A 25,489-nucleotide genomic window follows, 5' to 3' on the forward strand; every position below is an offset into this window, starting at 1 on the left:
GGAGGGGGGCGGGCAGGCGGGCGGCACCTGGTGTCGGCAAAGGTCAGGAAGCGACGCGGTCGGGCTCGGCCCGCTTGCGGGGCTTGCGCTTCGGCGGGTCCTGGTCCTGCTCGGCCTGCGCGTCAGGCACCGGGGCCGCTTCCTTCTTCGCGGGGCGCCGCCGCTTCTTCGGCGCGGGCTTCTCCGCGCTCGCCGCGTCGTCGGCGGGCCCGTCCTTCGTCTCGTCGCCGGAGCTCTTTCCGGCTTCGAGCCCGGCGGCCTCCCGCAGGCGGCGGGTCGCCTCTTCGCCGTCGCGGACGACGGCTTCGGCGTCCGCCCGCTCCATCTCTTCGTCCGTGTACACACCGGACAGGTCCTGCGGCGCGGCCATGCGTAGCGAGCCGGCCTCGGCGCACTTGCGCACCATGTGGGCGGGCATCTGCTGCCACATCTTCGCCACGACGTACGCGCCTGCCTTGCGGTCGAAGTACGTCGGGGCGAACTCGTCCCAGCGGGCGATGAATGGGAAGCGCGCGGTACCGCGTACGACGGTGACCTTGACGGCCGCCGGGTACGCCTTGGACAGCCAGACCTCGTGGGCGTTGCCCTCGGAGTCGTAGTAGACGGTGTCCTCGTAGGAGATGGACTCCCCTGCCTTCGCCGCCGCCCGGTGGGCGACGGTACGGAAGCCGTCGATCCCTGTCTGGATCGTCCACGTCTTCTCGGGCTCGTCGGGGTTGTCGGCGGCCTTCCAGTTGGTGCGGCCGATCATGTAGATCTGCCGTGCGAACGGATCGAGCCCGGTCCTCACGCAGTAGTGGAAGAACATCGCCAGGTGGCCGCGCGGGGCGTTGGCCAGGCCGGGGCTGATCAGGGCCAGTGTCGAGAGCTGCTTGTGGTCGAACTCGTCTTGGTCGCCGCGCAGGACGATGGCGCTGGGCCGGACGGCCGGGGTGGTGGCCTGGGCTGTTTCGAGCACCGTGCCCTCCACGACGGCAGGTTCGGCGGATGGTTCGTCGGTCACGATCTCTCCAAGAGGTCAGTCGGCCCGCAGGCTGCGGACCTCGAATGCGCCCGCCCAGTCGGGGTGGCGCTCGATGAGGAGCCGGACGTACCGGCTGCGGAAGTTGTTGTTGAGGCGGAACTCGTCGCCTTGGGTCGCCGTGACGTAGCGCCAGCGCAGGACCTCGAAGAGCATCCCGATGCCGACACGGCGCGCCCCGCGCTTCAAGTAGTCGGCGGTCAGGGCTTCCAGAGCGCGGAGCACCCAGGGGTTGAGCTGGTGGAACGACTCGAACTGGGCCTGGATCGACGGTGCGGTGCCCTCGGGCTGGCGCACGGTGTGAATGACCAGGCCCGGTATCTCGTCCTGGACGGCTGCCATGCGCACCCCCTGGTGACCGATTTCAAGAATGTCACCTATCTTGCGGGTTGGCAGCCGGATGATCAACCCCACCGGGATCAGGCCCGACTTCACGCTCGCCTCAGGTCAGGCGGGAAGCCTCTTCGGCCTCGTCGTCCATGCGCGCCTCGCGCGCCTCGTTGAACTGCGAGACGTCCCGCAGCATCCGGAAGGCGATGTTGGAGTTGGGGTTCCTCAGGACGTATAGCGACAAGGCGCTCTCGACGGTCAGGGTCTCGCTGGACTTCATGACGGCGACGTCGCCGCCGCCCGGCGCGGTCAGGAACTGCACCGATGCCTCCTTAGTGAATTGCCGCCCCGTGAAGGGGATTACTTATATCTTAGTGGCAATTCGGGGCAAAGTACAGGTTTGCGCAGGTCAGAGGCCCTTTCGGGCGTGACGCCCACGGGTGAAGACGCGGCTGCCGGGACCGTCGTACGTACCGTCCCGCAGAGCGGTCACGACCGCCTTGTCCACGTCCCACGGCAGACTCCGCGCGCTCTCACGCAGAGCGGGGACCGCCTCGATGACGGTGTCCAGCATCCAGAGCCTCGACCCGGACAGCAGCCAGTCGCTCTCGGGGAACCGTCCCGTCGCGATCGTCGTGGCGAGCGTCCCCTGCGAGGGCAGGTGGAACATCTCGATGATCTCCTGCTGGCCCACGAGCGGAGGCAGTTCGTCACCGAGATCCGCCTCCCAGCCTTCTCCCTGCTCGGCAGTGATCCGGGCCTTGGCGTCGAAGTCGACCTGCCGGAACCGCTTGGTGGTCGACCCGAAGCGGGCGGCGAAGGCGAGCGGCCAGTACCGCACCCCGCTGACCACGATCGCGGTCGACGGGTCCAGGATGCGGCGGCTCGCAGCCAGCCACTGCGAGATCATCATGGGATCGACGCGATAGAGCGCGGCGAACTCCTGGTGCCCGACCAGATAGGGCTTACGCCGACTCATTCCCCGTCCTCCGCTGTCCGTCCTGATGCAGGGGGCAGCGTATCCGCACCCCGCGCGCTGGCGGTCGCGGCGGTCGCTGCTACGGTGGCCGCGGTCTTTCCAAGAGGACCAAGCGGCCCCCGCTCCGGCGGGGGCCGTGTGCATTGCCGCGCGCTCTACGCGCTCTTCCCCTCACGCCGGTCGGCCGCAGCGGAGCTGAGCCGGGCCGGGCCCCGCTCCTTGATCTGCCGCGTGAACCGCAGGGCATGAACGGTACGTCCGCCGGTCGCCGCGCGGAACGCGGCGGCCACCCTCACCTTGGTCAGCCGCCGCTCGCCCAGGGTGAACAGCGGTCCTTCCGTACGCGCTCCGATCAGCTCGCGCAGCAGGTGCGACGCCACCACACTGATGCCGGCCTCGAACACCCCGCCCTCTTTCGCGTGCCGGATGACCACCACGCGGTTGAGCAGCTCCGCGTCCGGCACATCGAGCGCCAGGACCTCATCCAGCGTGACTTCCGATTCCCAGAGCAGGTGCCACACCGCGCGAACGGTGTCCGGGACGGCCGGATCCGCGAGCGCGGAGTCCACCTCCAGATCGGTGACGAGCAGTTGTGTCGTGTCCATCGAGACCCCCAGGCCGCAGGAAAACAGGTGCGCCCTCACGCTAAGCACGCTGTCGGACAACACCTGCTGACGGCCCGGCGGTTCATCTCATCCGCGCGCCAGGCTCACGACGGTGAGCGCCACCGCGGTGATGCTCGCCAGGACAGCGACGGTCGGCAGTGGCCACCGCGTCTTCTCCAGCGTGTTCACCCGTTCCTCCAGCTCCTCCAGGGCTTTGTCCGTCTGGTCACTGCGCTGGACGAGCAGCGCCAACTGGCCGTCGATGCGCGCCAATCCGACCTCCAGCGCCGCGCGGAGCTCGGCCAGGGCGAGGGCGACCTGTCCCTCGGGCATGGCTTCCTCCTCTCCTTGGGTCACCGGCCGGTCAGTACCTGGGGGTGGCCGGGTCGCGCTTCACCGTCAGCCACGATGCCGTTCCGGGCCTGCCCAGCGCGGTGCCAAGGGTCGACTTCAGCGCGCTGAGTGCGGCAGGTATCGCGGAGACCGCGGCGGCCTGCCACGCCGACAGGGAGACCATGTCCGTCGTGCTGGAGGCGGCCATCAGGCCCAGCAGCGACTGGAGGTAGGTGGCAAGGGTGCGCTCGGCAACGTCGGCAAGGGCCTGCGGCATCGGATCGTGCTCCTGGTTCGGGGTGGTCGGGGTCGGCTCGGCGCTGCCGTCCGGGCGCGGGACGTGCAGATCTGCCCAGGTCTTTGGCCCGGGGATGCCGTCGGCGTTGGCTCCGTGGAAGCCGTGCTTGATCTGGAAGGCGGCGTACGAGCGGCGGTGCGCGTCGTTCCACACCTGGCCGGGCGCCGCCTCGTAGGAGTCGCAGCCCTCAGCGATCAGGCGCTTGGCCATTGCGGCGATCACCGGGGAGGAGCGTCCCTCCCGGAAGAACTGCGCACCGGGGTAGGCCGCGTACTTCGGCTTCGACTTCGGCTTCGGGTCCGGCTTCGGGTCCGGCTTCGGGTCCGGCTTCGGGTCCGGCTTCGGGTCCGGCTCCGGGTCCGGCTTCGGGTCCGGCTTCGGGTCCGGCTCCGGGTCCGGCTCCGGCTTGCCGCCGTCCTTGAGGTGGCGGGCGACCCGGGCCCGGAAGTCGTCCATGTCGATGCCGCCGGGGTCCGGCTTCCCCGGCTGCCATTCCTTGTGACCGATGACGCTGTGCTCGTTCCAGCCGTGGGCATGGCAGACCGCCGCCGCGGCCCGCGCCATGGCGTCGAGCTGCGCCGCCGGCCACGGCTGGCCACCGGTGTTGATGCACTCGAAGCCGTAGAAGTGGCGATTGCCATCGGTGTCGGCTTCGTTGTCGCGAGGGAGGGTCTTCTTCTCGGCGATGACGGCGAGCAGCACGTCTGTGTCGCCCATACCGGCGTGGTTACAGCGCCCGTATCCGACGAGGTGGACGGTGCCGGACCGGTCGATCACGCCGTGACACAGCGGGCCGGGCAAGTCCTGATAGCCGGTCCGGCACAGCTCCACCATGTCCTTCTCGGAGCTGTACGGCCCCGTGTGGTGGATGACGACCCCGTTCGCGGGGCCCCAGTTGCCGTGGGTGTTCCTGTTGTGGGTGCGCCACTTCCCGTGCTCGACCACGCCGAGCCCGGCGCCCTTCAACGCGGACAGGAACCTGTCCGCGCTCAGCGGTGTAGCCACGCGCTTCGCCCATCTCCCCTGCGCCGGATGGCAGTCGGCCGTAACCGCCGCAGCGGTCCGGTCCCTCGGGAGTGCGAAGCGGGTGGAGGGTCACCCGAACGTCATGCTACCGGCGTCGCACCGACCGGTACTCGGGGCGCGGCGCCGGTCAGGTCTCGTCGTGGTCGGTGCGCACCGACGTGCTGTCGAGGCTGATCCATGTCGCGCGGACGGTGCCGCCGCCCTGGACCCGCAGCCGTACGAGGCCCTTGGGGTCGATGTCGAGCTGGAGGGCGCGGCGTGCCGTATCGGAGGCGACCTCGACCGTGCGCGGGGCTTCGGGCCAGTAGCCCTCGGGCAGCAGCGCGACCAGCTGCTCGTCGACGGCCCTGCCGCCGACCAGTCCGATACGGCCGCAGAGCTCGGTCGTCTCCCAGGGGTTGGCGCGGAACTGCGGCGGCTGCTCCTCGTCGGGGACGGTCGTCTCGCCGGTCAGCGGGAGGTCGCGCCACTCCGGGTACGGGGCGCGGCGGGCGCGTTCCAGGGTAGTGACCCGCCTCTCCAGCTTGGCCAGTCGGCGGCCGAGGACGGCGATCGTGTCCGGCATCTATTCCTCTGCTCCCTCGCCCGACTCTTCCTCGGGCTTGTCGGTGCGCTCCAGCTTCAGCGTCACGCGCTCGGCCGTCTCGCCCTCGCCGGGCCGTACGGTCCAGCCGACGATCCGGCACCATCCGTCATAGGCGGTGTGCGGCTCGAACAGGCGGATCCGTACGTCGTCCCCGATACGCAGCGCGTGCACGGGGGCGGCGGGGTGGTCGGTGATCTCCAGCTCGGTCAGCGAGGGCAGGACCTGGCGGGCCAGCCGCTCGCGGCGGGCGCGCTGCTTCAGCTTCGCCTCGTCCTTTTCGCTGGTCTCCAGACGGTGTTCCAGACGCAGGCGGCCGTTGCGCTCACCGTCCACGACGACCTTGCGCTTCTTGCCCTCGCCCGCACCGAGCCCGATGACCCACTGGGCGTAGGAGTCGGCGTCCTTGATGACGTGCGGGGTGCCGACGATGTTCGCGCCGGTGGTGAACGTCAGGTCCTCCCGCAGGCGGCCGAGGCGTGGTGCACCCAGGAGGATGCGGCGCTCGGCGCGGCGCCCTCGCCAGGCCACGGTCTCCGACCACTCCAGGCCGTCATCAATCTCGGCCATCTCGTCCACCATCTCGCCCAGGTTGCGCGGGTCGGTCTTCGAGGTGGTGTACGGGTCCTTCGCGGTGCCGGTCTTCGCCTTCGACTTCGTGTCGTCCACGACCACGCCGACATCGCCGTCCGGTGTTTCCTGGGCGTAGGCCCACACGTCGCGGATCACCTGGCAGGGGTCGGCCTCAACGTACGGGCCGCGGCCGTCGAGATTGCCGTGCAGGTCGAAGCGTTTGTGCAGGTAGCTGGTGAACCCGGAGGCTTCGACAGGCACGGTGCTGCCCTCGGGCTCGGCGCGCCACAGCAGCCCGCCCCAGTCGAGGCGGGCATTGCGCTCGACCAGGAGCACCGCGTCGCCCGCGTCGAGCATGTCGCTGAGCGAACGCCGGAACGCGGTCGGCAGGGTCGCCTTGAATGAGCCGGGCCCGGATATCTCGGGACCGTACTCGACCTCGCTCAGCGGGAGGTTCCAGTGCAGGACGTCGCCGGTCGCGGCCCGCGCGACGATGTAGCGGTAGTCGGCCATCGTCAAGCCGGTCCTTCCGTGAATGCGACGTCGAGGACGGCCGTCGTGCCCGTGGCCACGGTCAGCTTGCCGTCCCCGTACTTGTCGTTCTGGTTGATCTCGACGGCCAGGTGCTGGCGGGTGCCCCGGTAGGCGGGCGGCACGGCGAGGGTGTCGGCCAGGGTCACGGAGGAGCGGCGGGTCGTCGTCCCGTCGTCGTCCACGACGGTCGGCTTCGCGGCGCGCTCCCCCAGCCGGGTGCGCAGTTCGGCGTACACCGAGCCCGCCTCGGCGCGCAGGCCGGACAGGGTGATGACGACGGTGGCCGTGGTCGCCCAGGCCGGGACGTCGAGGTCCCAGGCGGCTTCCTTGGGCCAGGCCGCCCACTGGCCGTGCTTGCCGGGCACCTCCTCCGTCTTCGTCGGGTGCACGGTGCGCAGGATGCGTTCGGTGCGCGGGTTCGCGATCTGGCGCAGGTCGGTGATCATCTCGGCGGTGATCGCCGCGGTGTTGCGCGGCAGGGCGATGCGGGCCAGGGCGATCCCGGTCATGCCCTCCGGCGCGGAGGCAGCGTCCTCGTGCACGCCCTTGGCGACGTGGAAGTAGCCGATGTCGTGCGTGCGCGGGTCGCGTTCGCCCTCCCACTCGGGGTCCTCGATCCGCAGGACGATCAGGTCGGTGCGCGCTACGGGGCCCGTCGGCTCGACCTCCACCACGGCGTCACCGATGTTGCTCTGGGTGTAGGCCCCCTGCCACGGGCGGGCACCGTGGATGAGGGCCGAGCCGTCGCCGACACGGACGCCGGGGCCGGGGGTCTCCAGCGGCCGGACCTTCAAGTCCTCGCTCTCCGCGACGCCCTGCCGGCCGCGGGCGAGGTCGCGGATCATCAGGCGCATAGCGCGGGCGGAGTGGTCGGCCCCGCGCACCATCATCGGGGGTTGCAGCGTCACGAGTGCTCTCCGTTCACAGGGTGGTGTACGCCGACCGCCACGCCACCTCGAGGCGCGCGGTGCCGGACGGGTCGTTCGCGCTCCACGCGATCTCGGACCGTCCGGGCGGGATGGTGAACAGATCCAGGCGGGATGTGGGGCTGAGGCCGTTGGCGACGTTGACGGTGCCGTTGCGCAGCGCCCAGCAGGTGTTGGGCCGGGTCTCCATCTCCACCCACTCGCCCTCGCGCAGCGACAGGTCGAGTTCGAGGACGCGGCGGGTGACGGTGTTCCAGATCCGGGGACCTGCGACGGGGCCGTGCACCCGCAAGGTCGGGTAGGTCGGCGCGTCGCCCCGATTGGTGACCCAGCCGGGCCGGTCGTCCGCCGGGCGATGCTCCGGGTCGGCCGGACCGCAGGATGCGGCGCGGCAGCCCATCGCCTCGTCGACGGTCCGGTCGGTGGAGTGGGCGGCCTGGTCAAGGCCGAGCGTCAGCTCCGACAGTTCGTCGTCGTACCAGCGGGGGCTGTCCAGGCCGACGAACTCCATGTCCAGGGGTATCCACCCATGCACCGCGTTGGCCGTGCTGGACGCCTCCATACGGCGAAGCCGCCCGTACATGCGCCGCGTTGTGTGGCCCGGCCAGCGGCCTCGCAGGACGTGGCGGCCGTCCGGGCTCAGGCGCGCGTCGGGTGTGTCCACGGCGCGCTCCAGCCGGGCAAGGATGTCGGCGGCCTTCACCGGGTCGCCGGGGGTCTTGATGCCCGCTTCGAAGCGCATGGGGCGCGGGCCGTAGAAGTCCCGGCCCGGGAACGTGCCGTCGCCGTTCGGGTTGTCGGCGTCCTGCGGCCGGGTGGCCGGGGAGCCGAGCCCCTCGATGTTGCCGACCGGGACGAAGCTCCCCGTGCCGAGGACGACGCCGCCGATCTCGTACTGAAACGGGGCCAGTTCGGGGTTCTTGTTCGGTGTTGTAGTCATCACACTCTCCCGCCCCGCTGCGCGTTGCGCAGGGTGCGCATCATCTCGGTGCCGATCTGCTCAGGGGTGGCGGAGCTGTCGGAGACGGTGACCGGCATCGAGCCGATCAGCGGCTGCTGCTCACGCACGACGACGACCTGGACCCGGCCGCCCGCGCGACCGTCGACCACGCGGGTGCGGGCCCGGTTACTGCCGGTGCGGACGTCGAAGGAGCGCACGACGCCCGCCATCGCGGCGACACTGCGGGCCTGCTTGAAGGAGCCGGCAAGCATCGGGTTGTAGTCACGGCCTCGGGCGTTGCGGACGCCGCCGTTGGCGTACCACTCGACCTGGCCGCCGAAGCGGCCCACGACGTCCTCGACAACTGCCTTGCTGCGGTCGCGCTTTGTGACCGAAAGGGGTACATATGCCTCGCCCTGAGTCTCCGGCTCACCCCATACGCGCCAGGACCCGGCCGGAGCGATCTGAGCAACGTGGTGTTCGCGTCCGCTCGGGCGCACCGCGCCGCTGCGCACACCGCCGTCGGCGTAGTAGTCGACCACCCCGCCGTTCGCCTGCTTGAGGTTGGGGTTCTGGATCATGTCGGGGATGCCGTTGGCGTCCTTGTCGTTGGACGACGGCTTGCGGATCATCTGCGTGAAGATCGGGATGGTCCTCCCGCGCAGCCCGTTGATGCGTCCCTGGATCTCGTCGGCCGCCTTGCGCGCGCCACCGGTCGGCAGGGTGATCTTGACGTTCTTGCTGCCCGGCACCTTCGTGATGCGGAAGCCGAGCGCCTCCAGCTCCTTGCGGGCCTGCGCGGTGGGCGCGCTGACGGTCACGTGCTTCGCTCCGGGCGTCGCCCGGATCTTCGCCTGCACACCCTCAAGGCCCCTGATCGCTGCGGCCGTCGACGCCGAGACCCGCACGTTCTTCGAGTTCGGGGTCCGGCCGAGCTTGTCGATCAGCCCGTCCAGGTTCTTCTTCGCGGCCGCGGTCGGCGCGGTGATCTTGATCTGCCGGGTGCCCGGCACCGTCTTCACGGTGAACCCCAGCGAGCGCAGCTTCTTCTGCGCGCCGTCGCTCAGCGAGTCCACCTTGATCGTCTTGGCCTTCGGCAGCCGCTGGAACTCCGCCTGGACGGCGATCAGGTTCGCGAGCGTGCTGTCCATGCCCTTGGTCTGGAGCAGCAGGCTGACCTTCGAGGGCAGCAGGCCGAGGCTGTCGGCAACGCCTTGGGCCTGGATCTTGGTCAGGCCGTAGCTCTGGGCTGCCCTGATCGCCGCCGCGCGAGCCTGGCTCATCTCCCCGCGGGCCTTTGCAAGCGCCGTGGGCAGGTCTTCGCCGTTGCGCTTGGCCAGGTCGAAGGTGGCAACGGAAGCGTCGGCCGCCGCATCGGAGAGGGCGGTGAGCTGGGTGTAGAGGCCCTGGCCGTTGCGGGTGGTGGTGTTGAGCGTCTTGTCCTCGTTGACCAGTTGCTTGCCGCCGTAGCCCTGGTCGCGGTTGACGTTCTTGCCGCCCTCCTTCAGGTCCAGGACAGCCGAGTTGACCTTCGCCTTCGCGGCCTGGAGGGAGATCTGGCCGCCGGAGAGCAGGTCGAGGGCGCTCTTGAGGGAGCGGGTGCGGGTGTCGGCGTCGGCGGTCTCATCAGCGAGGCCGCCGACAGCGCCCTTGAGCCTGTCGTACGCCGAGGTGCCGTCGCCCGCGCCCCTGGTGGCGCTTGCCAGCTCCTTCGCGTTCTTGACCGCATCGCCCATCTCACCCTTGACGCTGCCCAAGGCGTCGGCGGCGTCCTTGTACCGCTGGCCGACAGGCGAGTAGTCCTGGACGGTCGACTTGCCTCCCGCGATGTCCTTCCACACCTTGTGGGTTTCCGCCGTGGACTGGAGCCGCTTCTGCAGTTCCTCCAGCGACGTGCCCTGCCCGAGGTAGGCGTCCGTGAGAGACGCGAGCGGCACTCCGGCTTCCGACATGACCTTGGCGAGCTGGCCCTGCTCGGTCTTCGTGTCGAGAAGAGACTGGGCTGCCTGGTTGCGTACGTTGCTGTCGATCTGGCCGCCCGACTCCCGCAGTGCGGAGGTCAGAGAGGAGACGCGGGACTGGTGCTCGGCCGCTGCCTGTGCCGCGCGCTGCTGGCGGGCAGCGAGCAGACCCAGGCCGACCGTTACACCGGCCATGGCGATGCCGAAGGGCCCGCCCAGGGCTCCGGAGATGCCCGACATAGCCGAGCGCAGACCCGAACCGGCTGCGCGGGTCACTCCGTTCATCGTCCCCATGAACGTGGTGCCTGCACCGTTCGCGCTGCGGAACGCGGAGGTCATGTTGCCCAGGAACCCGACCCGGGCCTGTACCGCCGCCCAGGCCGCGCCGTATCGGCCCAGCGACATACCCGCGCTTGCGGCCAGGGTCTGCTGCACTCGCATCTGCTGGTTGAAGCTCGCGAAGCCGCTGCGCACGGGGCCGGTGACGGTGTTGGCGAGGTTCGTCAGGCCCGGCTGCGCGCGGCGGAACAGCAGCATCGCCAGGGCGGCCGACTGGATGGGCGCGGGCAGCGCGCCGAAGGCGCTGACGAGGCCACCGACGACGTGCCCGATCGGGACCAGCACGGCGGAGAGGCCGGAGACGGCGTCCATCGCCAGGTTGGCGACGGTCGCGATGATGTCGAGCGTGCCGGCTGCGGCGCCGCCGTCCTGCCCGAGTCCGGAGATGGCGTCCAGGATCGGTTCCGCGCCGTCGGCCGCGTTGCCGAGCACGTCCCCGAGCGTGCGGCCCGCGTTGATGAGCAGGTTCAGGCCGGTGGCCAGCGTGTGTTCGCCCAGCTCCTTGAGCGGGCCGATCAGCGCCTTGGCGTCATCGATGAGCCCGCCGAGCCCCGCGCTCGTCTTGGCCTTCAGCTCGGGGCCGTACAGCGTGGCGAGGTTGCGGCCGTACGCCAGCGCGGTGGTCAGGTACGGCGTGGCCCCGGCCATGCCGCGCGTCAGCAGTCGCGTCACCCACTCCAGGCCGGGTGCCATGCCGTCGTACAGGGCGAGCCCGGTCTGCCGTGCCTGGGTGCGCAGCTGCGTCATCGCGCCGGTCAGGCCCTGGCCGCGCGAGGCGGTGATGGACGCGGCAGCGCCGGTCTGGCGCACCGCCATCGACAGCGCGTCGAAGCTCTCGGTGCCCTGGTGGGCGAGGGCAGCGGCGCCACTGAGCGCGGGCTTGCCGAACGCCTTGGTGACTCCGGCGGTGAAGTCCTTCTGCGACAGGTTGTGTTCGGCCTTCGAGAGGCCGTCGATCACTACCCGGAGCCCACGGAATTTTCCCTCGGCGTCCCAGGCGTCGATCCCCAGATCCTTCAGGGCGCCCTGCATCTTGGGCGTCGGCGCCGCGAGGTTCGCGAACATCCCCCGGATCGACGTTCCGGCCGTCTGCCCCAAGATGCCGGACTTGCCGAGCATGCCGACCGCGGCGGCGGTGTCCTGGAGCGAGACGCCAAGGGCGTTGGCGACGGGCCCGGCGTACCGCATCGAGTAGTAGATGTCGGTGATGGAGCCCGACGCGTTGTTCGCCGTGGCGGCCAAGGTGTCTGCGGCACGGGCCGACTGGTCTGCACCAAGACCGAATTGGTCCATGATGTCGCCCAAATACTTGGCCGACGTGGCGGCGTTGACGTCGGCCGCCGAGGCGAGCTGGAGCGAGGCCCGCACCGCATCAATGGACTGGTCGGCCCTGAATCCGGCCTTGCTCAGCTCGACCATGCCCTCGGCGGCGTCGGCCGCCGTCGAGCCGGGCAGCGTCAGGTCGTTGCCGAGTTCCTGCGCCACCACGGAGGCGCGCTTCATCTGTCCGGCGGTGGCCGAGGTGACCGCCCGGAACAGGTTCATCTGCTTCTGGTAGCGGTTGCCTTCCTGGATCATCTCGCCCGCGCCGAGCAGCAGGCCGCCACCGGCGAGCATGTTGGTGGCCGATACGCCCCGCCTGCCCGCCCCGGCGGTGGCGCGCTGGAGGCGGGTCATGGAGCGGGCTCCGTCGTCCCCGGCCGCGCGCAGGCTGGCGCGGGCAGCTGCGGCGCGGGTGGAGATCCGGTTCAGCTCGCCGACGGCCGCGCGGGTGGATCGGTTCAGCGCGGCGAACTGCCTGCCGAGGCGGGCCCCGTTCGCGTCGAGACGGGCCAGGGAACGGTTCGCCGCGTCGGTCCGGTCCGCCAGGGTCCTCATCTGCGCGGAGGCAGCACGGGTTCCCGCGATCAGGTCGCGGACCTCGGCGCGCATCGCGACCGTGAGGGTGAACCCGGCCACCGAGGGCGGCCTCCTTACGTGGTGCGGGGGTGGATCAGGGGCGCTGTTCGTACTGCTCGCGCGGGAGGAGCTGGATCTTCACGCCGTAGCCGGACCGGTCCTGGGGGACGTGATCGCGTTCCTGCTCGATCAGCTCGCAGCCGGGGCAGCGCAGGGTGTCGGTGACGTAGGCGTGGGGGTCGCCGCCGCGCTTGTGGTCCCACTCCTCCAGCCGGGTGTGGCACTCGGCGCACACCGCCCGCTGCCACTCCGCCCAGGCCAGTGCCTTGGCCCGGTCGAGGTCGGTCCAGCGGCCGTCACCGCCGAGGAACTGGGAGTGCGGGATGCCGTAGGCGGCGCACAGCTCCAGCTCGGACCGCAGCTGCGCGTCACGGCTCAGCCTTTTCCCAGCTCGACCCGGCTCTCCTGCTGGACCTGCCAGGCGGCTTCCCACAGCGCATTCGCGTCGGGCGCCGACCAGCCGGTCAGCAGCTCCTCGGCTTCCTCGCCGCTCATCCCGTCCACCGAGGCGGCCGAGACCAGAGCAGCCGGAAACGTGTCCGCGTTGAAGATCGCCCCCTCGTCCGTCTGCTTCTCGGTGGGCGGGTGCTCGGAGATCAGGTCCTCCAGCACCGGGCGCGGCAGTGCGCGGAACGTCAGGAACTCCGAGGCAGCGTCCAGCGCCGTGCCGGCCGCCTCCCGAGCGGCGTCGGCTTCGGCGGCCTGGAGCTCGGCCAGCTCGTCACCGGGGTTGGCTTCCGCGACGAACCGGGCGCGGCGGGCGGCCTGTTCGGTCTCGTCGAACCGCTGGCGCAGCTCGTCGTCATCGCAGACGCGCAGCCGGTTCTGCACCTTGCGCCTGCTGCGGAGGCGGTCCATCTTGGCCGACCAGGCCCCCTCCGCCGGGCTGGCGGAGGGGGTCGGGCGCTTGGCCTGCGCGGGGCGCGTGGACACGATCAGCCCTCGTCAGCGTCGTGCTCGTGGACCGTCGCCTCGGTCTCGGTCTTCGTCTTGGTGGTGCTGACCACCTTCACGTCGACGTGGTCACCGTCGTGATCGCCGTGGTGGTGGCCGTGGTCGTGATCGTCGTCGCAGTCCTCGTCCGGCAGCGGGCGGGGCTGCGCCTTCGGCACGGGGCGGTCGAGCGACGGCTCGTCGATGATCGTGTAGTCGACCTTGAACTTGGCCGCCTCGTTGCCGGTGCTGTACGTCGCGGCCCGGGTGGCGACCTGGACGGGGAACACGTCGACCGAGCGCGAGCCGGGCAGGTCACCCTTGCGGAGCAGGACCACGTAGCCCTTCGCCCCCTTGGGGAGCTGCTGCTCGATCGCGTCGGAGAACCGGTCCTCGTAGAACGTCAGGCTGGAGTTCTCGGCCTTGTCGTTGCCCGGGATCGAGGAGTTGAACGTGCTCCCCATATCCGGCGTCTCGATGGGGTCGTTCTCCAGGGCCCAGCCCTCGATGTCCGAGACGGCGTCGGTGAGGGCGAACGCCTTGGTGATCTCTCGGCGGCTGGGGTACTTCGGGTCTGCGAGATCGGGCACCCAGAGGATCTTGGAGATGCCGCGCCGCAGAAATCGGGTCTGGGTCTTCTTCGTGCTCGTGGACACAGGTCCGCTCCCACTTCTGGGGCAGCGTCCCGTGCCGAGGCCCTGCCCCTTGAGGTTCAAAGGGGGTTCGCCTGGCCTGGGGCCTAGCGTCCGCGCGGGCCTCCGCGGTGAGTTTCGAAGAAACGATTCTTCATGCGGGGGTCACGGTGATCGTGACCCGTTGCACGTAGGACACGATAGCGCCTGCCGCCGACACCGAGGGCTCTCCTCCGGCGTCGTAGGTCAACTCCCGGTCGATGACGCGGGCTTCGGGAACACGCAGGTCGTGGGCCCACCGGTCGTCGGTCCGGCCGACGACACCCGCGCGCACGCGGTCGGCCAGCCACTCGACCTGATCGCCGCGTTCCCCGACGGAGGTGATCTGGTACGACCACTTCGCGTCCGCGTGCCAGTCCCACAGCGGCGGTCCGTCGAACTCCGCCGGCAGCGAGTCAAGGATCGTGTACGGGGCGGACGCGGGCTCCCACCCGGACTTCCCCTCGACGCGCGGGAGTTCCCCGATCCCGCACGGACGGGCGGTGGCGTTCTCCACGAGGGCGGCGAGCGCGCGGGTCACCGGCAGTCGGGCGCTCACGGCAGTACGCCGTCGGCCAGGGCCTGGATGAACGCCGGTTCGGTCTGCCGGAACGCGGGCTCGACGTGCGGGAACGGCGGCTGCCGGTAGTGCCGTCCGATCGAGTCCACACCGACGAAGCCGTACTCCAGCCGTCTCGACTGCGGAGCGTCGGAGAACACCTCGGCGGTGACCTCGCCTCCCCCGGTGCGCATCCGCACGTCCCACGAGGCACGGTACGCCCCGGTGATCACGTTCGGGCCCGGCCTGCCGCTCGCGTTCCGCTGGATGCGGACCCGCAGCAACATGGCGTGATGCCGCGTGATCGTCCGCGTGCGGGCACGGGTCGCCGGGCCCATCCGGGCCAGCGCAGCGGCCAGCGCGATCGGGTCACGGAAAGCGGCCGCGTCCGGGTGGGCGTTGGGGTGCAGGTTGACCGTCGCCATCAGTCGATCACCTGGACCCGGACGAGGCGCACCACGCTGTAGGAGCCCACCGCTTTGTCGGAGACGCGGAACCGGCGGCCGACCAGCTGCGGATCGCGCGGGCCTTCGGGACGGACAGATCCGGCGACGCGGATCACGTCGTCGCGCCGGACCACCGGGGCGCCGACCGGAAGCACGGCCTGGTAGTCGGTGGTGGGCGGTTCAACAGTGACCGACCCCTCAACCGGCTGCGTGAGGGAGGGGCGGCTGATCGGCATCACCGCGCCGAGCCCGTCCCAGACCAGCTCCTCATCCGGTGCGGGCGGCACCAGCCTGCCCGTGCTCTCGTCCAGCACGTCGTCCGTACGGCCCGCGCTGTCGCGCCATACCTCCAGCTTGTCGTCCATGATGCGGTCGACAACGCGACGCGCACCGTCCACGTCAAAGGCCACGGGCCCACTCCCCGAGCTGGGTGAGCATCGCCTTCGTCAGCGAGTTCTGCTCGGTACCGAGGTCGGGGCGGGCCAGCGCGGCACGCTCCAGCGCCTCCGGATCGATCGCCTCAAGAAACACGGCCGCGGCCGGTCCGGGGTCGGGGAGGTCTGCGACCGCGACGCGGGCCATCCCAGACCACTGGATGTCCCCGCGGTCGGCTACGTGCAGCAGAACCTCTGGCCGTTCCCCGGCGAGATGGGTGACGGAGTACGCCTTGACGGCGCGCGGGTCCACCCGCGCGCCGTCAAGCTCAACTTCGGCCGTGTTGTCGTGAGCTGTGATCTGGACGTGGTGCCGGGAGTTTTCGTGATCTTCCATTCAACCGACGCTAGGGCTGCTGTCGGACAGGCCGAGCGCAGCCGCCCACAACGCTTTCAGCTAGCGCCATTTGATGATGATCTGGTTGAACGGTGTGTCGATGGTGAAACGTCCGGGCTGGGGTTTGGCGGGTGCCGAATCGAGCGGGAGCAATGCGAAGTCGGCTTCGCGGCCGCGGTAATCGCGGTCCCATTCCTGGATCGCTTCAGCGACGCGAGCAGCCAACTCGGCGCTGCCGGGCCCATGTCCGATGACGCCAAACTCCCAGAGCTTGCCACCTTCGGGGGTCTTCTGGTCGGACGGGCGCCGGGCTAGGTAGGTGAGCGCGCTCCTGTCGACGACAGCAGTGGAGCTCGGGTACGGGTCGTCGGTGAGCAGGGTGCCGGCAGTCTCCTTCTTGTCGAAGGACATCCAGTTCAGACCGCTGGGCATAGCGAGGGTCAGCCACAGCTCCATCCACTCCGGAGACTCCATGCCCCGGTACAAGACGCCGGTCCATTCCTGGACGGACGGCTGGTCGAGGACGTCCGATAGAGCGGCGGCATCGATCGGTTGGTCCATGTTGGTCTGGAGGTGGACGGCCCCTGTAGCGGTGACCGGGACGAGCGGCCTGTCGTCGTCGGCGACGCCGCGCCTCAACGGCATGAACGTGTTCATCTTGCTGCTGACAGAGACGAATTCACCATCGCGGACTTCGTACGCGATGGACCGGTTGACGCTGCCGCGCAGTCGCTGGGACACGAGCAGGCGTCCGCCGGAGGCCAGCTGCTCCAGCCATGCAGGCGGGATGCCGTGTGCGCCGACGGTCGCGATGATCCTGTCGTAGGGCGCGCCATCGGCATGGCCGATCGCGCCGTCGCCAAGCACGACCTTCACGTTGCTGACTCCGGCCGCAGCGAGGTGCGCGCGAGCTCCTTCAACCAGGTCCTCGTCCACGTCGATGGTCGTGACGTGCCCCTCGTCGCCCACCAGATACGCCAGCAGCGCGGCGTTGTAGCCGGTCCCGGCACCCAGTTCCAGAATCCGTTCGCCAGGCTGCGGCTGGAGCTGTTCCAGCATGAGACCGACGACGTCCGGCTGTGAGGCGCAGCTGATCGACTGTCCATTCTCGTTGTACTTGATATGGACTGTCGTATTCGCGTAGGCGTCCTCCAACGACGCCTCGGGCACGAACAAGTGGCGAGGAACGGCGCGCATCGCCTGAACGATGCGCGGGGTATCGATCCGGTCTTCCGAGGTGATCTGGTCGATCAGCCTGGAACGCAGGCGGTCGGCTGGACTGGCTTCAACAGTGTCACTGTTCACCCCGTTGACCGTAGTGCCGTGCGCCCCTTCAGCTCGGATAAACGCAGCGATGTCGCTCGCCCCTGTCGCGTTCGGATCCTGAGCTATTTCGTAGCGACCACGTACTGGCTGCCCCACTGTCGCTTCGGATTGGCCATCGTGGCGTCGAAGTCCCACGGTTCCACTCTCCGGAATCCAGCCTCGGTGAACAGCTGTATCAGCTTCGCTTCGTCGTAAGCCCACAGGTGGGGTGTGTAGTTGGGTGTGTCGTCCTGGTCACGGAAGGCGTAGTTGATCAGGTCCAGGAAGGTGTTGATGTCACCGAGGCAGTCCCGCTTGGCGTACCACCGTTCCACCATCTCGGCGGCCAGATCAGGGTTGTCGGGGTAGTGCCTCAGGAGGAACGCGGCGTCGGGTACGCCGGTGATCAGCTGCCCGCCGTCGGTGAGTACGCGGTGTGCTTCGCGGGCGTAGTGCTTGACGGAGCGGGGGTAGTCGATGTGCTCCAGGAAGTGCTCGGAGAACATGAGCTGCACGCTGGCATCGTGCAGGGGGATGCCTTCGCGGATGTCCCACAGGAGGTCGGCAGGCGGGATGGCGTCGATGTTGAAGAACCCGTCGATCCGGTGGGCGCCGCCGCCGATCTGCACCCGCTCGGGCGTGGTGTCGATGCGGCCGTCCGGCCAGGCCCGGCTGCTGGCCTGGTGATAGCGGCTGATCTCGATCTCCTTGGTCGCGGCCCGCAGGGTGCGGGCGAGCCCGTGGCCGGTTGCGGGCTCCTGTAGGAGGGCGGCGATCTGCTCGCGGAGGAGGTCGAGCGAGGGCGCGGAGCGGTACTCGGTCATGGCGATCTCCTGACGGGTGCCATCAGTTCGGTGAGGGTTGGGGGACGGACCACTTGTTGTTGCGCATCAGCGTGTACTTGATGTCCACGAGCCGGGGCGCGATGGTCAGATCCAGCTTCTCGACGGGGTGCACGCGGCCGGCCTCGTCCCGGACCGCCCGGAAGATGCTGTACTCCAGGTCGGGGTAGGCCGGGTTGATGCCGACCTCCCCCTTGGGCATCGTGCCGTTGAACGGCGCGATGATGTCCATGTGGTTCCAGTAATTCCACGCCTGGAGCGCCTTGTGCTGGTCGAAGTAGAAGTAGAAGTCGGGGTAGCGGCCAAACGTCCGCAGCTCCCGGTGGATGAGGTGGCCGAGCAGCGGTCCCATCTGGGTGGCGAGGCTCTCGAACTCCCAGCGGGTGTGCCGCCACGCTTCCGGTATCTGGCCGGGGGTGAAGAGGCGGGCGGCAACGAGGTAGCTGATCCGGTCACGGAGGTAGGCGCGGGCGTGCGCGGGATCCACCGTGGTGTCGACGCTGGCCAGCAGCACGTCGAACTTGCCCGGGTCAGGTCGGAACTTGGCGAGGTCGAACCTGCCCGCCATGTCCGGGAAGGTGGCGAACAGCATCTCCTTGTAGAGCCAGTTGTTGAATTCGCCGCGCTCGGCCAGCTGCTGGGTGTGGTCACTGGTGGAGTGGAGCATCAGGTACTCGGCCAGGGCCTCGAAGTACAGGTAGCCGAGGATCGGCAGGCGCGGGATCGTCTCGTCCAGCAATTCCAGGAACGAGGCGGCGGCGACGTCGGCGCCTTCGTAGACGATGGCTGCCGCCAGGGCGAGGAACGCGGTGCTGTTCTTGATGCGGCTGACGATCGTCTCGCGCAGCGCGGACCGCTCGGCGTTGGACAGCAGATATTCGAGGTCGCTGTAGATGCTGAGGTGGATCGCGCCCAGACGCAGGTAGTCCACGCCCGCCAGACCGCGGTACGCGCGACGGGGCCGGGCGATCTCGAAGATCAGCGGGGTCGGCGTACGGCCTTCGCCGCCCTTGGCCACGAACGCCGGGGCTTCCTTGTTCAGCACGTACTCGGCGAGGTTGTGCATCCGGAAGCCGCTGCCGTGCACAGTCAGCGGTGCGCAGTAGATGCTGCCGACCAGGCACCCGCCCGACGGGTAGAGGAAGCCGTTCTGGCTGATCTCCTCCAGGGCGTGGGTGACGTGCAGCAGGTGCAGCGGCCCGTCCCCGTTGAGGGTGTCGAAGAGCGCGTTCGTCCGCAGGAGACCGCCGTGGGGGGTCTCCTCGGCCAGCCGGGATTCCCATCGGGCGGACTGCTCGGCCAGGGGCCCCGTCTGGTCGCGGGTGTCGGGTAGCAGCGGGGTGTCGTAGAAGGCGTGAGCATCGGCCCACAGGTGGTACGCGTCGCGCGTGTCCATCAGGTGATTAACCCCCGCTGCTCCAGAGCCTTGAGCACTGCGTCCGCACTGTCGATGCCCGCGAGGTGAGCGGCTTCGGAGGCCACCACGAGTTCGAACGCCGTGGGCCGCAGGGACGCGAAAGCGTCTGCCCGTACGCGGGAGGGGTCCGGCCACCAGGAGAGCTTCGGGAGGCGGTAGCGGTCGAGGGCGTCGGCGGCCTTGAGCAGGTCGGTGATGTGCCGGGCATGTGCGTAGTCGGTGAGGTCGTCCGGGGCGAAGGCGTCGTAGGGCACGTCGTGCAGCCGCACGGCCGTCGCGACCGAGATGATGCGCTGCGGCGTGGGTGTCGTGTGGAAGTGCGCCCAGACCATGTCGGCGTTGTCGGTCAGCCAGATCGCGGCGCGTGCCCCGTGCCCGCGGTCGTCCTTGTCGTGGACGCGGCGGCAGTCGTGGACCGCTGCGGCCATGACGAGGGCCGCCGTGTCGTCCTCGGTCAGGTCTTCGGCGTCTGCGAGGAGCGCGGCCAGGGTGGCGGTGCGCATGGCGTGGCGAACCCCGTGCAGAGAGTCGGCGAGCTGGGAGTTCGCCATCCAGGCAGTGGGGATGGCCGAGCGGTAGACCAGCCGCTGGGAGGTGGCCCGAAGCGCAGGACTGACCGCGTCGGGGAAGTCCGGCCGGTTGGCCTCGATCCATCGCACGGTGGCGTGGTCGGTGAACTGGTGGTGCGGAAGCTGCTTGCGTGCAGCCAGCTCGACCAAGCTGTCGGCCGGCGGGGTGCTACTCATCGGGCCTACCCCCTCGGTGGGTTGTGACGACGGATACCGCTCAGGTCTGCGGTTCGATCTCCTCGAACGGCAGCTGGTCCTCCTTGCGGTCCTTCTCGGCGGACTCGAACGCTGCGGTGAAGTCGGCCAGCTCCTGCTCGCTCATCAGCGTCACGCCCAGCTCCTGGGCTGCGGTGGTGATGCGGGCAACGGCCTCTTCGCGGGCTGTGTTGCTGGCGTCGTCGTCCAGCAGCACTTCGAACTCGGCGTGGTGGCCCCACGCCTCGCTCCACTTCACGGCGATCTCCACGCCCCGGAAGCGGTAGTTGTGCCGCTGGTTGAACGCCTGGTGCATGTGCGGCTCGAAGCCGAGGGCGTTGAAGACGGTCACGGCCGCCGCGACGTCCTCGCGGGCGATGGGGAACTCAGTCTCCGGGAAGGCCGCGCCCTGGCCGATCTTGCTGTGCTTGAGGGTGATCTTCGCCGAACCGACGGCGGTGTTGTCCGTGACCTTGAGCAGCTTGTCGGGCAGGACGTAGAAGTAGATGAGCTTGTCGTCGCGGCCCAGGTCAGTGGCTTCGCGCTCCAAGCGGGCGGTGAGCCGGTCGTGGGTCTCTTTGTCGTACCGGGCGCGCATTTCGATCTCGACGGGCAACGGCTTGGTCCCTTCTTCGGGCATGGGTGATCCGCCCGAACCCGCGCAGGCGGGGGGCCTGGCTGGTCCGGTTGGCGGTGGTGGGATGTGGTTGTGGCCGACGGGCGGTGCGGTCAGCGTGCGGAGGTGAACCGCACCGCCGTATCAGGGCGCGTGGGCGTCAGCCGAGGTCGCCGAAGCGGCTGCGCACGACGCCTTCGTGCAGGTAGGTCGGCAGGTCGACGCCGCCGACGGAGGTGCGCTTCGTGGCCACCTGCTCCTCGGTCTCGTCCGGGAAGCCTTCGAGGAGCCGGAGGGTCTGCGCCACCCACTCGCGGGACTTCTCCCAGTCGCCGGCGTCCCGGTGCCGGGAGGCCAGCGCGTAGGCCGTCTCCGCCGCCGCCCATCGGTCGGTCGCCAGCTCCTGCTGGAAAACCGACTCCAGTTCCTGGACGGACGCGATGCGGGTCTGGTTGGTCATGGTGCCCTTTCTGTTAACGGTGTGCCCCAGTGGTGCTCAACGCTTCGACGCCCCCGGGGTGACGTCGTCCGCCTCAGCAGGCGAAGATCTCCGCGAGCGTGCGGTAGTCGTGCAGCTCGTCCTTGTCGAACCACAGCTCCACCTCCTGCTCGGCCTCCTCCTTGTTGCCGCTGGCGTGCACGAGGTTCGCCACGGCCTTGCCGGAGGCCACGCTCGCGGCCTTGCCGTAGTGCGAGAAGTCGCCCCGGATCGTCCCGGCCGGAGCCTCGTTCGGGTACGTGCTGCCGACGAGCTTGCGCACCGTGGCGATCGCGTCGAAGCCTTCGAGCACCAGGGCGATGACCGGGCCCTGCTGCATGAACGCGGAGGTGAAGTCGTAGACCTCCTTGCCCAGGCGCTCTTCGAGGTCGAAGTAGTGGCGCCGGGTGAACTCGGCGTCCATCTGCTTCATCTTCACGCCGACGATCTTCAGTGCTGCTTCCTCGAAGCGGGTGATGACCTTCCCGCCGAAGCCACGCACGAGCGCGTCGGGCTTGAGCAGCACAAGGGTGCGCTCCACTGTCTGTACCTGCTCCTGGGACATGCGTTTCCTTTTCTCTGCCACGCGGGTGATATGACGGTCGTTCAGCGCGTCAGTGACTGAGGTTACCCGCGCCGGATCAGCAGATACTGCCTGGCAGTTGGGCTACAGACGGCGGTGCTGGCGCACCCTCCTGATACGGACATTCGATAGCCGAAAAGTGATACCCCAGCGGGCGGCGAGCGGGCGGCGCCTGCGCGAGGACCGGGCACCGTCGGAGCGAAGCCGTGCGGGCGTGCTCGCAGTCGGCGCCTCATGCGAGGGCGTCGGGCGACGGGGCTGGCTCTGGGCGAGGGTCCAGTGCAACTGCTCCAGACGGAATATGCAGGGGCGGCACGCGGCAATCACGACGTCAACGCCTCGGGCCCCGATCTCCCCGATGATCGCGACGTCCCTCTCCCGCGTCTCGCATCGGAAGCAGCTGCCGGGGGCCCAGTCGAATCGCCCCCACAGGTCATGCGGCTTCACTGCCAACTCCATTCAGCGGAGGGGCTGTTGCATGTGCTCCTGTTGGCCTCCATGGCGTCCCTCCGTCGTACGGCTTCTGGGGGCCGGTCGGCGCCCGACACGGGTGGGCACCGACCGGCCTGCTGTCCAGGGCGGCCAGAGCGCGGCTCACGCCCTGGGCAGCGGCTCTCGGCCACTTCCAGACCGGATTTCGATCTTCCAACTCGCCAATCCTGTAAGGGATCTGAACTAACATGCTTGGGCGGCTGCACCGCTCGGGCATCTGTGCGAGAGGGCGGGTTCGGTCTGGGGCGGCACGTCTTCGATTCAACCGGTGTTCGGCTCCCTCCGCCATGAAGCGGCAGTGCAACTAGCTTGCAGTTGAGCCGCATTGACCATGCACGTTGTCGATCGGATGCGTGAGGGCCGCAGTGGAAGTAGTCGACGTCTGGACCGGTCATCTCGCCTGCACGCTCCAATCCGCTCTCCGCTTGACCAACGAGTCCTTCGCCAACCGCCTGGGCATCTCGTCGCGGACCGTCGCCACCTGGCACTCGGACCCCGACGTCGTTCCCCGCCCCGAGATGCAGCAGCTGCTCGACTCCGTCCACGAGAGCGCACCGGTCGCTGTCCGCAAACGCTTCGCGCTGATGACGGCGGGCAGCGGCCAGGCGGACGCCGCTGCCACGGTTCCCAAGGCCCAGGCCCTGCGCGTCGCCATCGCCGTCGTCGTCCGCGACGCCGACGTGCTGCTGGTCTGCCGCCGGGCCGACGACGCGTCCGGGATCACCTGGCAGTTCCCCGCGGGCGTCATCAAGCCAGGCGTCCGCCCCGAGACCACGACCATCCGCGAGACGCTGGACGAGACCGGGGTGCACTGCGCCATCCGCCAGAGCCTCGGCGAGCGGCTCCACCCGGTGACCGACGTGCACTGCATGTACTTCCTGTGCGAGTACCTCGCCGGGGACGCGACGAACAGCGATGCCGTGGAGAACGTGGACGTGACGTGGGTAGCCAAGAGCGCGGTGACCCGGTTCATACCCGCCGACACCATTTACCCGCCGATCCTGGAAGCACTGGAGGAAAACGCATGACCGAGCAGACGGCAGCGCAGCGGCCGGGGATCTCCGCCGCGATCGTGGTCCACGAGAACCGCGTCCTGATGGTGCGGCGCCGGATCTCCGAGGGCCAGCTGTCCTGGCAGTTCCCCGCCGGCGAGATCGAAGACGGGGAGACCTCCGAGCAGGCGGCCGTACGCGAGACGCAGGAAGAGGTCGGCCTGACGGTGACGGCGGTCAAGTCCCTCGGCGGACGGGTCCACCCCAAGAGCGGGAGGAACATGTCGTACACCGCCTGCTCGGTCGCATCCGGCACCGCCTATGTGGCGGACACCGACGAGCTGGCCGAACTGGAATGGGTTGCCCTGGCCGACATCCCGAAGTTCGTTCCCTACGGCCTCTTCGAGCCGGTACAGGCGCACCTCGACAGCGAGCTGAGCTAGCTCTCCGTCGGCCCGCCGAGCAACCGGCCGTCGGCGGGCCCGCCGGTGAAGGGCTACATCAGCTCCTCGAACATGTGCTGGAGCTGCCGGGCGGTCGGCCGGTTGGCCGGGTCGATGCTCAGCCCCGTCATGACGACGTCTTCGAACGCCGGGAAGGGCCACGGCCGGATGCTGGTGAGGTCGCGGCAGCGGCCACGCGCCAGCTCAGCGCGCAGGGCCGGGGTGCTGAGCTGGGTGTCCTTCTCGCTGATCGGGTAGACGCCAGTCCAGCAGGCGAAGATCGTCGCGCACAGGGACCACACCTCGGAAGCGGTCGTCAGGCTTAGGCTCTCAGACGGCTTGGTGGCCAGTCGGCGGGCGGCCAGCTCCGGCGAATTGAAGAAGTCGTACGCCCCCCGGTAGATGACGATCCGCGCCGCGTCTGCCGGGTCCGGCGTCTGCGCCATGGCGAAGTCGAGGAGGCACGCGCGACCATCGCTCAGCAGGAAATGGGCCTCCTGCATATCGCCGTGCCGCCACCCCTTGTCGTGAAGATCAGCAACAGCGCCCGCCATCGCCGCCGCGTAGGCAGCCGCGCTCCGGTCATCGGGATCCGCGCGCAGTTTCGCGAACGCAGTGTCGGCTTCCTCGCCGGGCCGCCAGCTCAGCGTCAGCCAGCTGCCGGTTCCGTCGGGGAGCTGCCCGTGCCGGTGGTAGAGGCCGGTGATCACACCGTCGCGCTCCAGGTGCTGAAGCAGTTCCGCCTCGACGAGCGCCAGGTGCTCGGAGTCGACATGCCCCTGGGGGTCGGTGCACGGCGTGGTGATCTTCAGGGCGTACTGGGTTCCGTCGTGGAGATCCACGCGCCACAGCGCGGTGCCGCGCCGATCGACCACCAAGGTGGTCTGCGCATCGTGGTCACCGAACGCTTCGGAGAGGAGCTGCGGCGGGACGGTCATGCTGACGCTCCGGTGGGAGGTGAGGTCTCGTTGTCGGCTGCCTGGTGACTATAGACGGACACATGGTGCGTACTGGTCGCGGTGAACGGAGAGCCTTCCCAGTCCGCGGTCCGCCGTTCCAGACGCAGCCCGGCGAGCTGCGCCATCAGGTCCAGCTCAGCGGGATAGGCATAGCGCATAACGTTCGGCAGCAGACGGTAGCCCTCCGGCCCGACACGTACTTCCTGCGCGCGGACGATCTGGTGCACGGGATCATGGACGAACGCGGACCACTTCAGGTGCTCCTCGCTCATTTCGCGGACGATCATCTGCTGACGTTCGGAGGCCATGCCCGAGGCGTGCGGGACGGCCGCTTCAACAACGAACCGCCCTTCGGGGGTGAGGTGCCTTGCCGCGCTGCGGAAACAGCTGACCTGGTCCTCTTGCTTTGTGAGCAGGAAGAACGTGCTCGCGATGACGTAGACGAGGGGGTAGTGCGTACCGAGATCGAACCGGGCCATGTCCCCGATCCGCGCCTGGACAGGCGAACGTCCCTCGGGGATCTTCTCCTGGCGCTCTTCGAGACGACGGATCATCTCCTGGGAGGCATCAAGCCCGAAGACGGCCGTCCCCCATTCGGCCAGCGGGAAGGCGACGCGGCCGGTACCGATGCCCAGCTCCAGGGCTGCGCCGTCTCCGGCTAGGTCCGAGAGGCCGGCAGCGGCGCGGCTCGGGTCCTGGTTGCGCGTGTCCTCGTCGTAGTACGGCGCCCACTGATCCCAGCGGGCGGCTTGCTGGTGCAGGTCCTTCATGATCTCCCCTGTGGTGCTGGGCGGACCGGGGGGCCGGCTCC

At 69.3% G+C, this 25,489-nt stretch carries 28 protein-coding genes and 2 pseudogenes; 2 read left to right on the plus strand and 28 right to left on the minus strand.

From position 1 onward, the window contains the following. Positions 1-43: 43 nt before the first annotated feature. The 26 genes and pseudogenes from bet to ACN6LM_RS30980 form a co-directional block, all read right to left on the minus strand. Positions 44-1,003, minus strand: coding sequence for a phage recombination protein Bet (bet, locus tag ACN6LM_RS30855; protein ID WP_445068713.1), 960 nt, complete (start codon positions 1,001-1,003; stop codon positions 44-46). A gap of 15 nt (positions 1,004-1,018) precedes the next feature. Continuing rightward, positions 1,019-1,363, minus strand: a complete 345-nt coding sequence (locus ACN6LM_RS30860; protein ID WP_445068714.1) for a hypothetical protein — start codon at positions 1,361-1,363, stop codon at positions 1,019-1,021. Between the two features lie 100 nt (positions 1,364-1,463). Next, positions 1,464-1,673: a hypothetical protein gene (locus ACN6LM_RS30865; protein ID WP_445068715.1), complete on the minus strand. Its 210-nt coding sequence runs from the start codon at positions 1,671-1,673 to the stop codon at positions 1,464-1,466. Between the two features lie 87 nt (positions 1,674-1,760). Beyond that, positions 1,761-2,330 carry a hypothetical protein gene (locus ACN6LM_RS30870; RefSeq protein WP_445068716.1) on the minus strand — a complete coding sequence of 190 codons (570 nt, stop codon included), beginning with the start codon at positions 2,328-2,330 and terminating at the stop codon, positions 1,761-1,763. A gap of 155 nt (positions 2,331-2,485) precedes the next feature. Beyond that, complete coding sequence (locus tag ACN6LM_RS30875) at positions 2,486-2,935, minus strand: hypothetical protein (protein ID WP_445068717.1); 450 nt, start codon at positions 2,933-2,935, stop codon at positions 2,486-2,488. Between the two features lie 87 nt (positions 2,936-3,022). Beyond that, positions 3,023-3,268, minus strand: coding sequence for a hypothetical protein (locus ACN6LM_RS30880; protein WP_445068718.1), 246 nt, complete (start codon positions 3,266-3,268; stop codon positions 3,023-3,025). A gap of 328 nt (positions 3,269-3,596) precedes the next feature. Next, positions 3,597-4,571: pseudogene (locus tag ACN6LM_RS30885) on the minus strand (peptidoglycan-binding protein); the annotation flags it as partial. Between the two features lie 148 nt (positions 4,572-4,719). Then, positions 4,720-5,157 (minus strand): hypothetical protein, encoded by a 438-nt coding sequence (locus tag ACN6LM_RS30890; protein WP_445068719.1) that lies wholly within the window; start codon positions 5,155-5,157, stop codon positions 4,720-4,722. Further along, the gene (locus tag ACN6LM_RS30895; RefSeq protein WP_445068720.1) at positions 5,158-6,261 is read right to left on the minus strand and encodes a hypothetical protein; all 1,104 of its coding nucleotides are present in this window, start codon (positions 6,259-6,261) and stop codon (positions 5,158-5,160) included. A gap of 2 nt (positions 6,262-6,263) precedes the next feature. Further along, positions 6,264-7,190, minus strand: coding sequence for a hypothetical protein (locus ACN6LM_RS30900; protein WP_445068721.1), 927 nt, complete (start codon positions 7,188-7,190; stop codon positions 6,264-6,266). 13 nt (positions 7,191-7,203) lie between these two features. Next, positions 7,204-8,148, minus strand: a complete 945-nt coding sequence (locus ACN6LM_RS30905) for a hypothetical protein (RefSeq protein WP_445068722.1) — start codon at positions 8,146-8,148, stop codon at positions 7,204-7,206. Beyond that, positions 8,148-12,407 carry a phage tail tape measure protein gene (locus ACN6LM_RS30910; protein WP_445068723.1) on the minus strand — a complete coding sequence of 1,420 codons (4,260 nt, stop codon included), beginning with the start codon at positions 12,405-12,407 and terminating at the stop codon, positions 8,148-8,150. The genes ACN6LM_RS30905 and ACN6LM_RS30910 overlap by 1 nt, the downstream gene beginning before the upstream one ends. Before the next feature lie 34 nt (positions 12,408-12,441). Beyond that, positions 12,442-12,840 (minus strand): hypothetical protein, encoded by a 399-nt coding sequence (locus tag ACN6LM_RS30915; RefSeq protein ID WP_445068724.1) that lies wholly within the window; start codon positions 12,838-12,840, stop codon positions 12,442-12,444. After that, a complete protein-coding gene (locus tag ACN6LM_RS30920) occupies positions 12,783-13,340 on the minus strand; it encodes a hypothetical protein (RefSeq protein WP_445068725.1) in 558 nt (185 codons plus the stop codon). The genes ACN6LM_RS30915 and ACN6LM_RS30920 overlap by 58 nt, the downstream gene beginning before the upstream one ends. A 2-nt stretch (positions 13,341-13,342) precedes the next feature. After that, the gene (locus ACN6LM_RS30925) at positions 13,343-13,996 is read right to left on the minus strand and encodes a phage tail tube protein (protein WP_445068726.1); all 654 of its coding nucleotides are present in this window, start codon (positions 13,994-13,996) and stop codon (positions 13,343-13,345) included. 130 nt (positions 13,997-14,126) lie between these two features. Beyond that, positions 14,127-14,570 carry a hypothetical protein gene (locus ACN6LM_RS30930; protein WP_445068727.1) on the minus strand — a complete coding sequence of 148 codons (444 nt, stop codon included), beginning with the start codon at positions 14,568-14,570 and terminating at the stop codon, positions 14,127-14,129. Continuing rightward, positions 14,567-14,995: an HK97 gp10 family phage protein gene (locus tag ACN6LM_RS30935; RefSeq protein WP_445068728.1), complete on the minus strand. Its 429-nt coding sequence runs from the start codon at positions 14,993-14,995 to the stop codon at positions 14,567-14,569. The genes ACN6LM_RS30930 and ACN6LM_RS30935 overlap by 4 nt, the downstream gene beginning before the upstream one ends. Further along, positions 14,995-15,426, minus strand: a complete 432-nt coding sequence (locus tag ACN6LM_RS30940; RefSeq protein WP_445068729.1) for a DUF6093 family protein — start codon at positions 15,424-15,426, stop codon at positions 14,995-14,997. The genes ACN6LM_RS30935 and ACN6LM_RS30940 overlap by 1 nt, the downstream gene beginning before the upstream one ends. Then, a complete protein-coding gene (locus ACN6LM_RS30945; RefSeq protein ID WP_445068730.1) occupies positions 15,416-15,787 on the minus strand; it encodes a hypothetical protein in 372 nt (123 codons plus the stop codon). Before ACN6LM_RS30945 ends, ACN6LM_RS30940 begins: the two co-directional genes overlap by 11 nt. A 60-nt stretch (positions 15,788-15,847) precedes the next feature. Further along, positions 15,848-17,155 (minus strand): annotated as a pseudogene (gene fxlM, locus ACN6LM_RS30950) (methyltransferase, FxLD system); the annotation flags it as partial. A 20-nt stretch (positions 17,156-17,175) separates the two neighbouring features. Beyond that, positions 17,176-17,916: a class I SAM-dependent methyltransferase gene (locus ACN6LM_RS30955; RefSeq protein ID WP_445068731.1), complete on the minus strand. Its 741-nt coding sequence runs from the start codon at positions 17,914-17,916 to the stop codon at positions 17,176-17,178. 22 nt (positions 17,917-17,938) lie between these two features. Next, on the minus strand, positions 17,939-19,330 hold the full coding sequence (locus tag ACN6LM_RS30960; protein ID WP_445068732.1) for a hypothetical protein: 1,392 nt from the start codon (positions 19,328-19,330) through the stop codon (positions 17,939-17,941). Further along, entirely contained in the window at positions 19,330-20,097 is a 768-nt protein-coding gene (locus tag ACN6LM_RS30965) for a hypothetical protein (protein ID WP_445068733.1), read from the minus strand. The genes ACN6LM_RS30960 and ACN6LM_RS30965 overlap by 1 nt, the downstream gene beginning before the upstream one ends. A 40-nt stretch (positions 20,098-20,137) precedes the next feature. Next, positions 20,138-20,731 (minus strand): CYTH domain-containing protein, encoded by a 594-nt coding sequence (locus tag ACN6LM_RS30970; RefSeq protein ID WP_445068739.1) that lies wholly within the window; start codon positions 20,729-20,731, stop codon positions 20,138-20,140. A gap of 160 nt (positions 20,732-20,891) precedes the next feature. Further along, the gene (locus ACN6LM_RS30975) at positions 20,892-21,191 is read right to left on the minus strand and encodes a hypothetical protein (protein WP_445068734.1); all 300 of its coding nucleotides are present in this window, start codon (positions 21,189-21,191) and stop codon (positions 20,892-20,894) included. A 73-nt stretch (positions 21,192-21,264) separates the two neighbouring features. Next, positions 21,265-21,774, minus strand: a complete 510-nt coding sequence (locus ACN6LM_RS30980) for a nucleoside-diphosphate kinase (protein ID WP_445068735.1) — start codon at positions 21,772-21,774, stop codon at positions 21,265-21,267. 875 nt (positions 21,775-22,649) lie between these two features. On the opposite strand from ACN6LM_RS30980, the gene ACN6LM_RS30985 reads away from it, so the two are divergent. Further along, positions 22,650-23,312 carry an NUDIX hydrolase gene (locus tag ACN6LM_RS30985; RefSeq protein ID WP_445068740.1) on the plus strand — a complete coding sequence of 221 codons (663 nt, stop codon included), beginning with the start codon at positions 22,650-22,652 and terminating at the stop codon, positions 23,310-23,312. Beyond that, positions 23,309-23,719, plus strand: coding sequence for an NUDIX hydrolase (locus ACN6LM_RS30990; protein WP_445068736.1), 411 nt, complete (start codon positions 23,309-23,311; stop codon positions 23,717-23,719). Before ACN6LM_RS30985 ends, ACN6LM_RS30990 begins: the two co-directional genes overlap by 4 nt. 53 nt (positions 23,720-23,772) lie before the next feature. Here the strand turns inward: ACN6LM_RS30990 and ACN6LM_RS30995 are convergent, their stop codons facing one another. Together ACN6LM_RS30995 and ACN6LM_RS31000 are read right to left on the minus strand one after the other, a co-directional pair. Then, on the minus strand, positions 23,773-24,657 hold the full coding sequence (locus ACN6LM_RS30995; protein WP_445068737.1) for a protein kinase domain-containing protein: 885 nt from the start codon (positions 24,655-24,657) through the stop codon (positions 23,773-23,775). Beyond that, positions 24,654-25,489 (minus strand): class I SAM-dependent DNA methyltransferase (locus ACN6LM_RS31000; protein WP_445068738.1); only part of this gene is annotated, 836 nt, incomplete at its 5' end. The genes ACN6LM_RS31000 and ACN6LM_RS30995, both read right to left, overlap by 4 nt.

The sequence above is a fragment of the Streptomyces sp. SAS_281 genome, assembly GCF_052542855.1.

Bases quoted from the DNA above. Each gene is read 5' to 3' on its own strand.
- ACN6LM_RS30860 (WP_445068714.1), bottom strand. From the start codon at position 1,363: ATGGCAGCCGTCCAGGACGAGATACCGGGCCTGGTCATTCACACCGTG.
- ACN6LM_RS30870 (WP_445068716.1), bottom strand. From the start codon at position 2,330: ATGAGTCGGCGTAAGCCCTATCTGGTCGGGCACCAGGAGTTCGCCGCG.
- ACN6LM_RS30875 (WP_445068717.1), bottom strand. From the start codon at position 2,935: ATGGACACGACACAACTGCTCGTCACCGATCTGGAGGTGGACTCCGCG.
- ACN6LM_RS30880 (WP_445068718.1), bottom strand. From the start codon at position 3,268: ATGCCCGAGGGACAGGTCGCCCTCGCCCTGGCCGAGCTCCGCGCGGCG.
- ACN6LM_RS30890 (WP_445068719.1), bottom strand. From the start codon at position 5,157: ATGCCGGACACGATCGCCGTCCTCGGCCGCCGACTGGCCAAGCTGGAG.
- ACN6LM_RS30895 (WP_445068720.1), bottom strand. From the start codon at position 6,261: ATGGCCGACTACCGCTACATCGTCGCGCGGGCCGCGACCGGCGACGTC.
- ACN6LM_RS30905 (WP_445068722.1), bottom strand. From the start codon at position 8,148: ATGACTACAACACCGAACAAGAACCCCGAACTGGCCCCGTTTCAGTAC.
- ACN6LM_RS30935 (WP_445068728.1), bottom strand. From the start codon at position 14,995: ATGGCGACGGTCAACCTGCACCCCAACGCCCACCCGGACGCGGCCGCT.
- ACN6LM_RS30945 (WP_445068730.1), bottom strand. From the start codon at position 15,787: ATGGAAGATCACGAAAACTCCCGGCACCACGTCCAGATCACAGCTCAC.
- ACN6LM_RS30955 (WP_445068731.1), bottom strand. From the start codon at position 17,916: ATGACCGAGTACCGCTCCGCGCCCTCGCTCGACCTCCTCCGCGAGCAG.
- ACN6LM_RS30960 (WP_445068732.1), bottom strand. From the start codon at position 19,330: ATGGACACGCGCGACGCGTACCACCTGTGGGCCGATGCTCACGCCTTC.
- ACN6LM_RS30965 (WP_445068733.1), bottom strand. From the start codon at position 20,097: ATGAGTAGCACCCCGCCGGCCGACAGCTTGGTCGAGCTGGCTGCACGC.
- ACN6LM_RS30975 (WP_445068734.1), bottom strand. From the start codon at position 21,191: ATGACCAACCAGACCCGCATCGCGTCCGTCCAGGAACTGGAGTCGGTT.
- ACN6LM_RS30980 (WP_445068735.1), bottom strand. From the start codon at position 21,774: ATGTCCCAGGAGCAGGTACAGACAGTGGAGCGCACCCTTGTGCTGCTC.
- ACN6LM_RS30990 (WP_445068736.1), top strand. From the start codon at position 23,309: ATGACCGAGCAGACGGCAGCGCAGCGGCCGGGGATCTCCGCCGCGATC.
- ACN6LM_RS30995 (WP_445068737.1), bottom strand. From the start codon at position 24,657: ATGACCGTCCCGCCGCAGCTCCTCTCCGAAGCGTTCGGTGACCACGAT.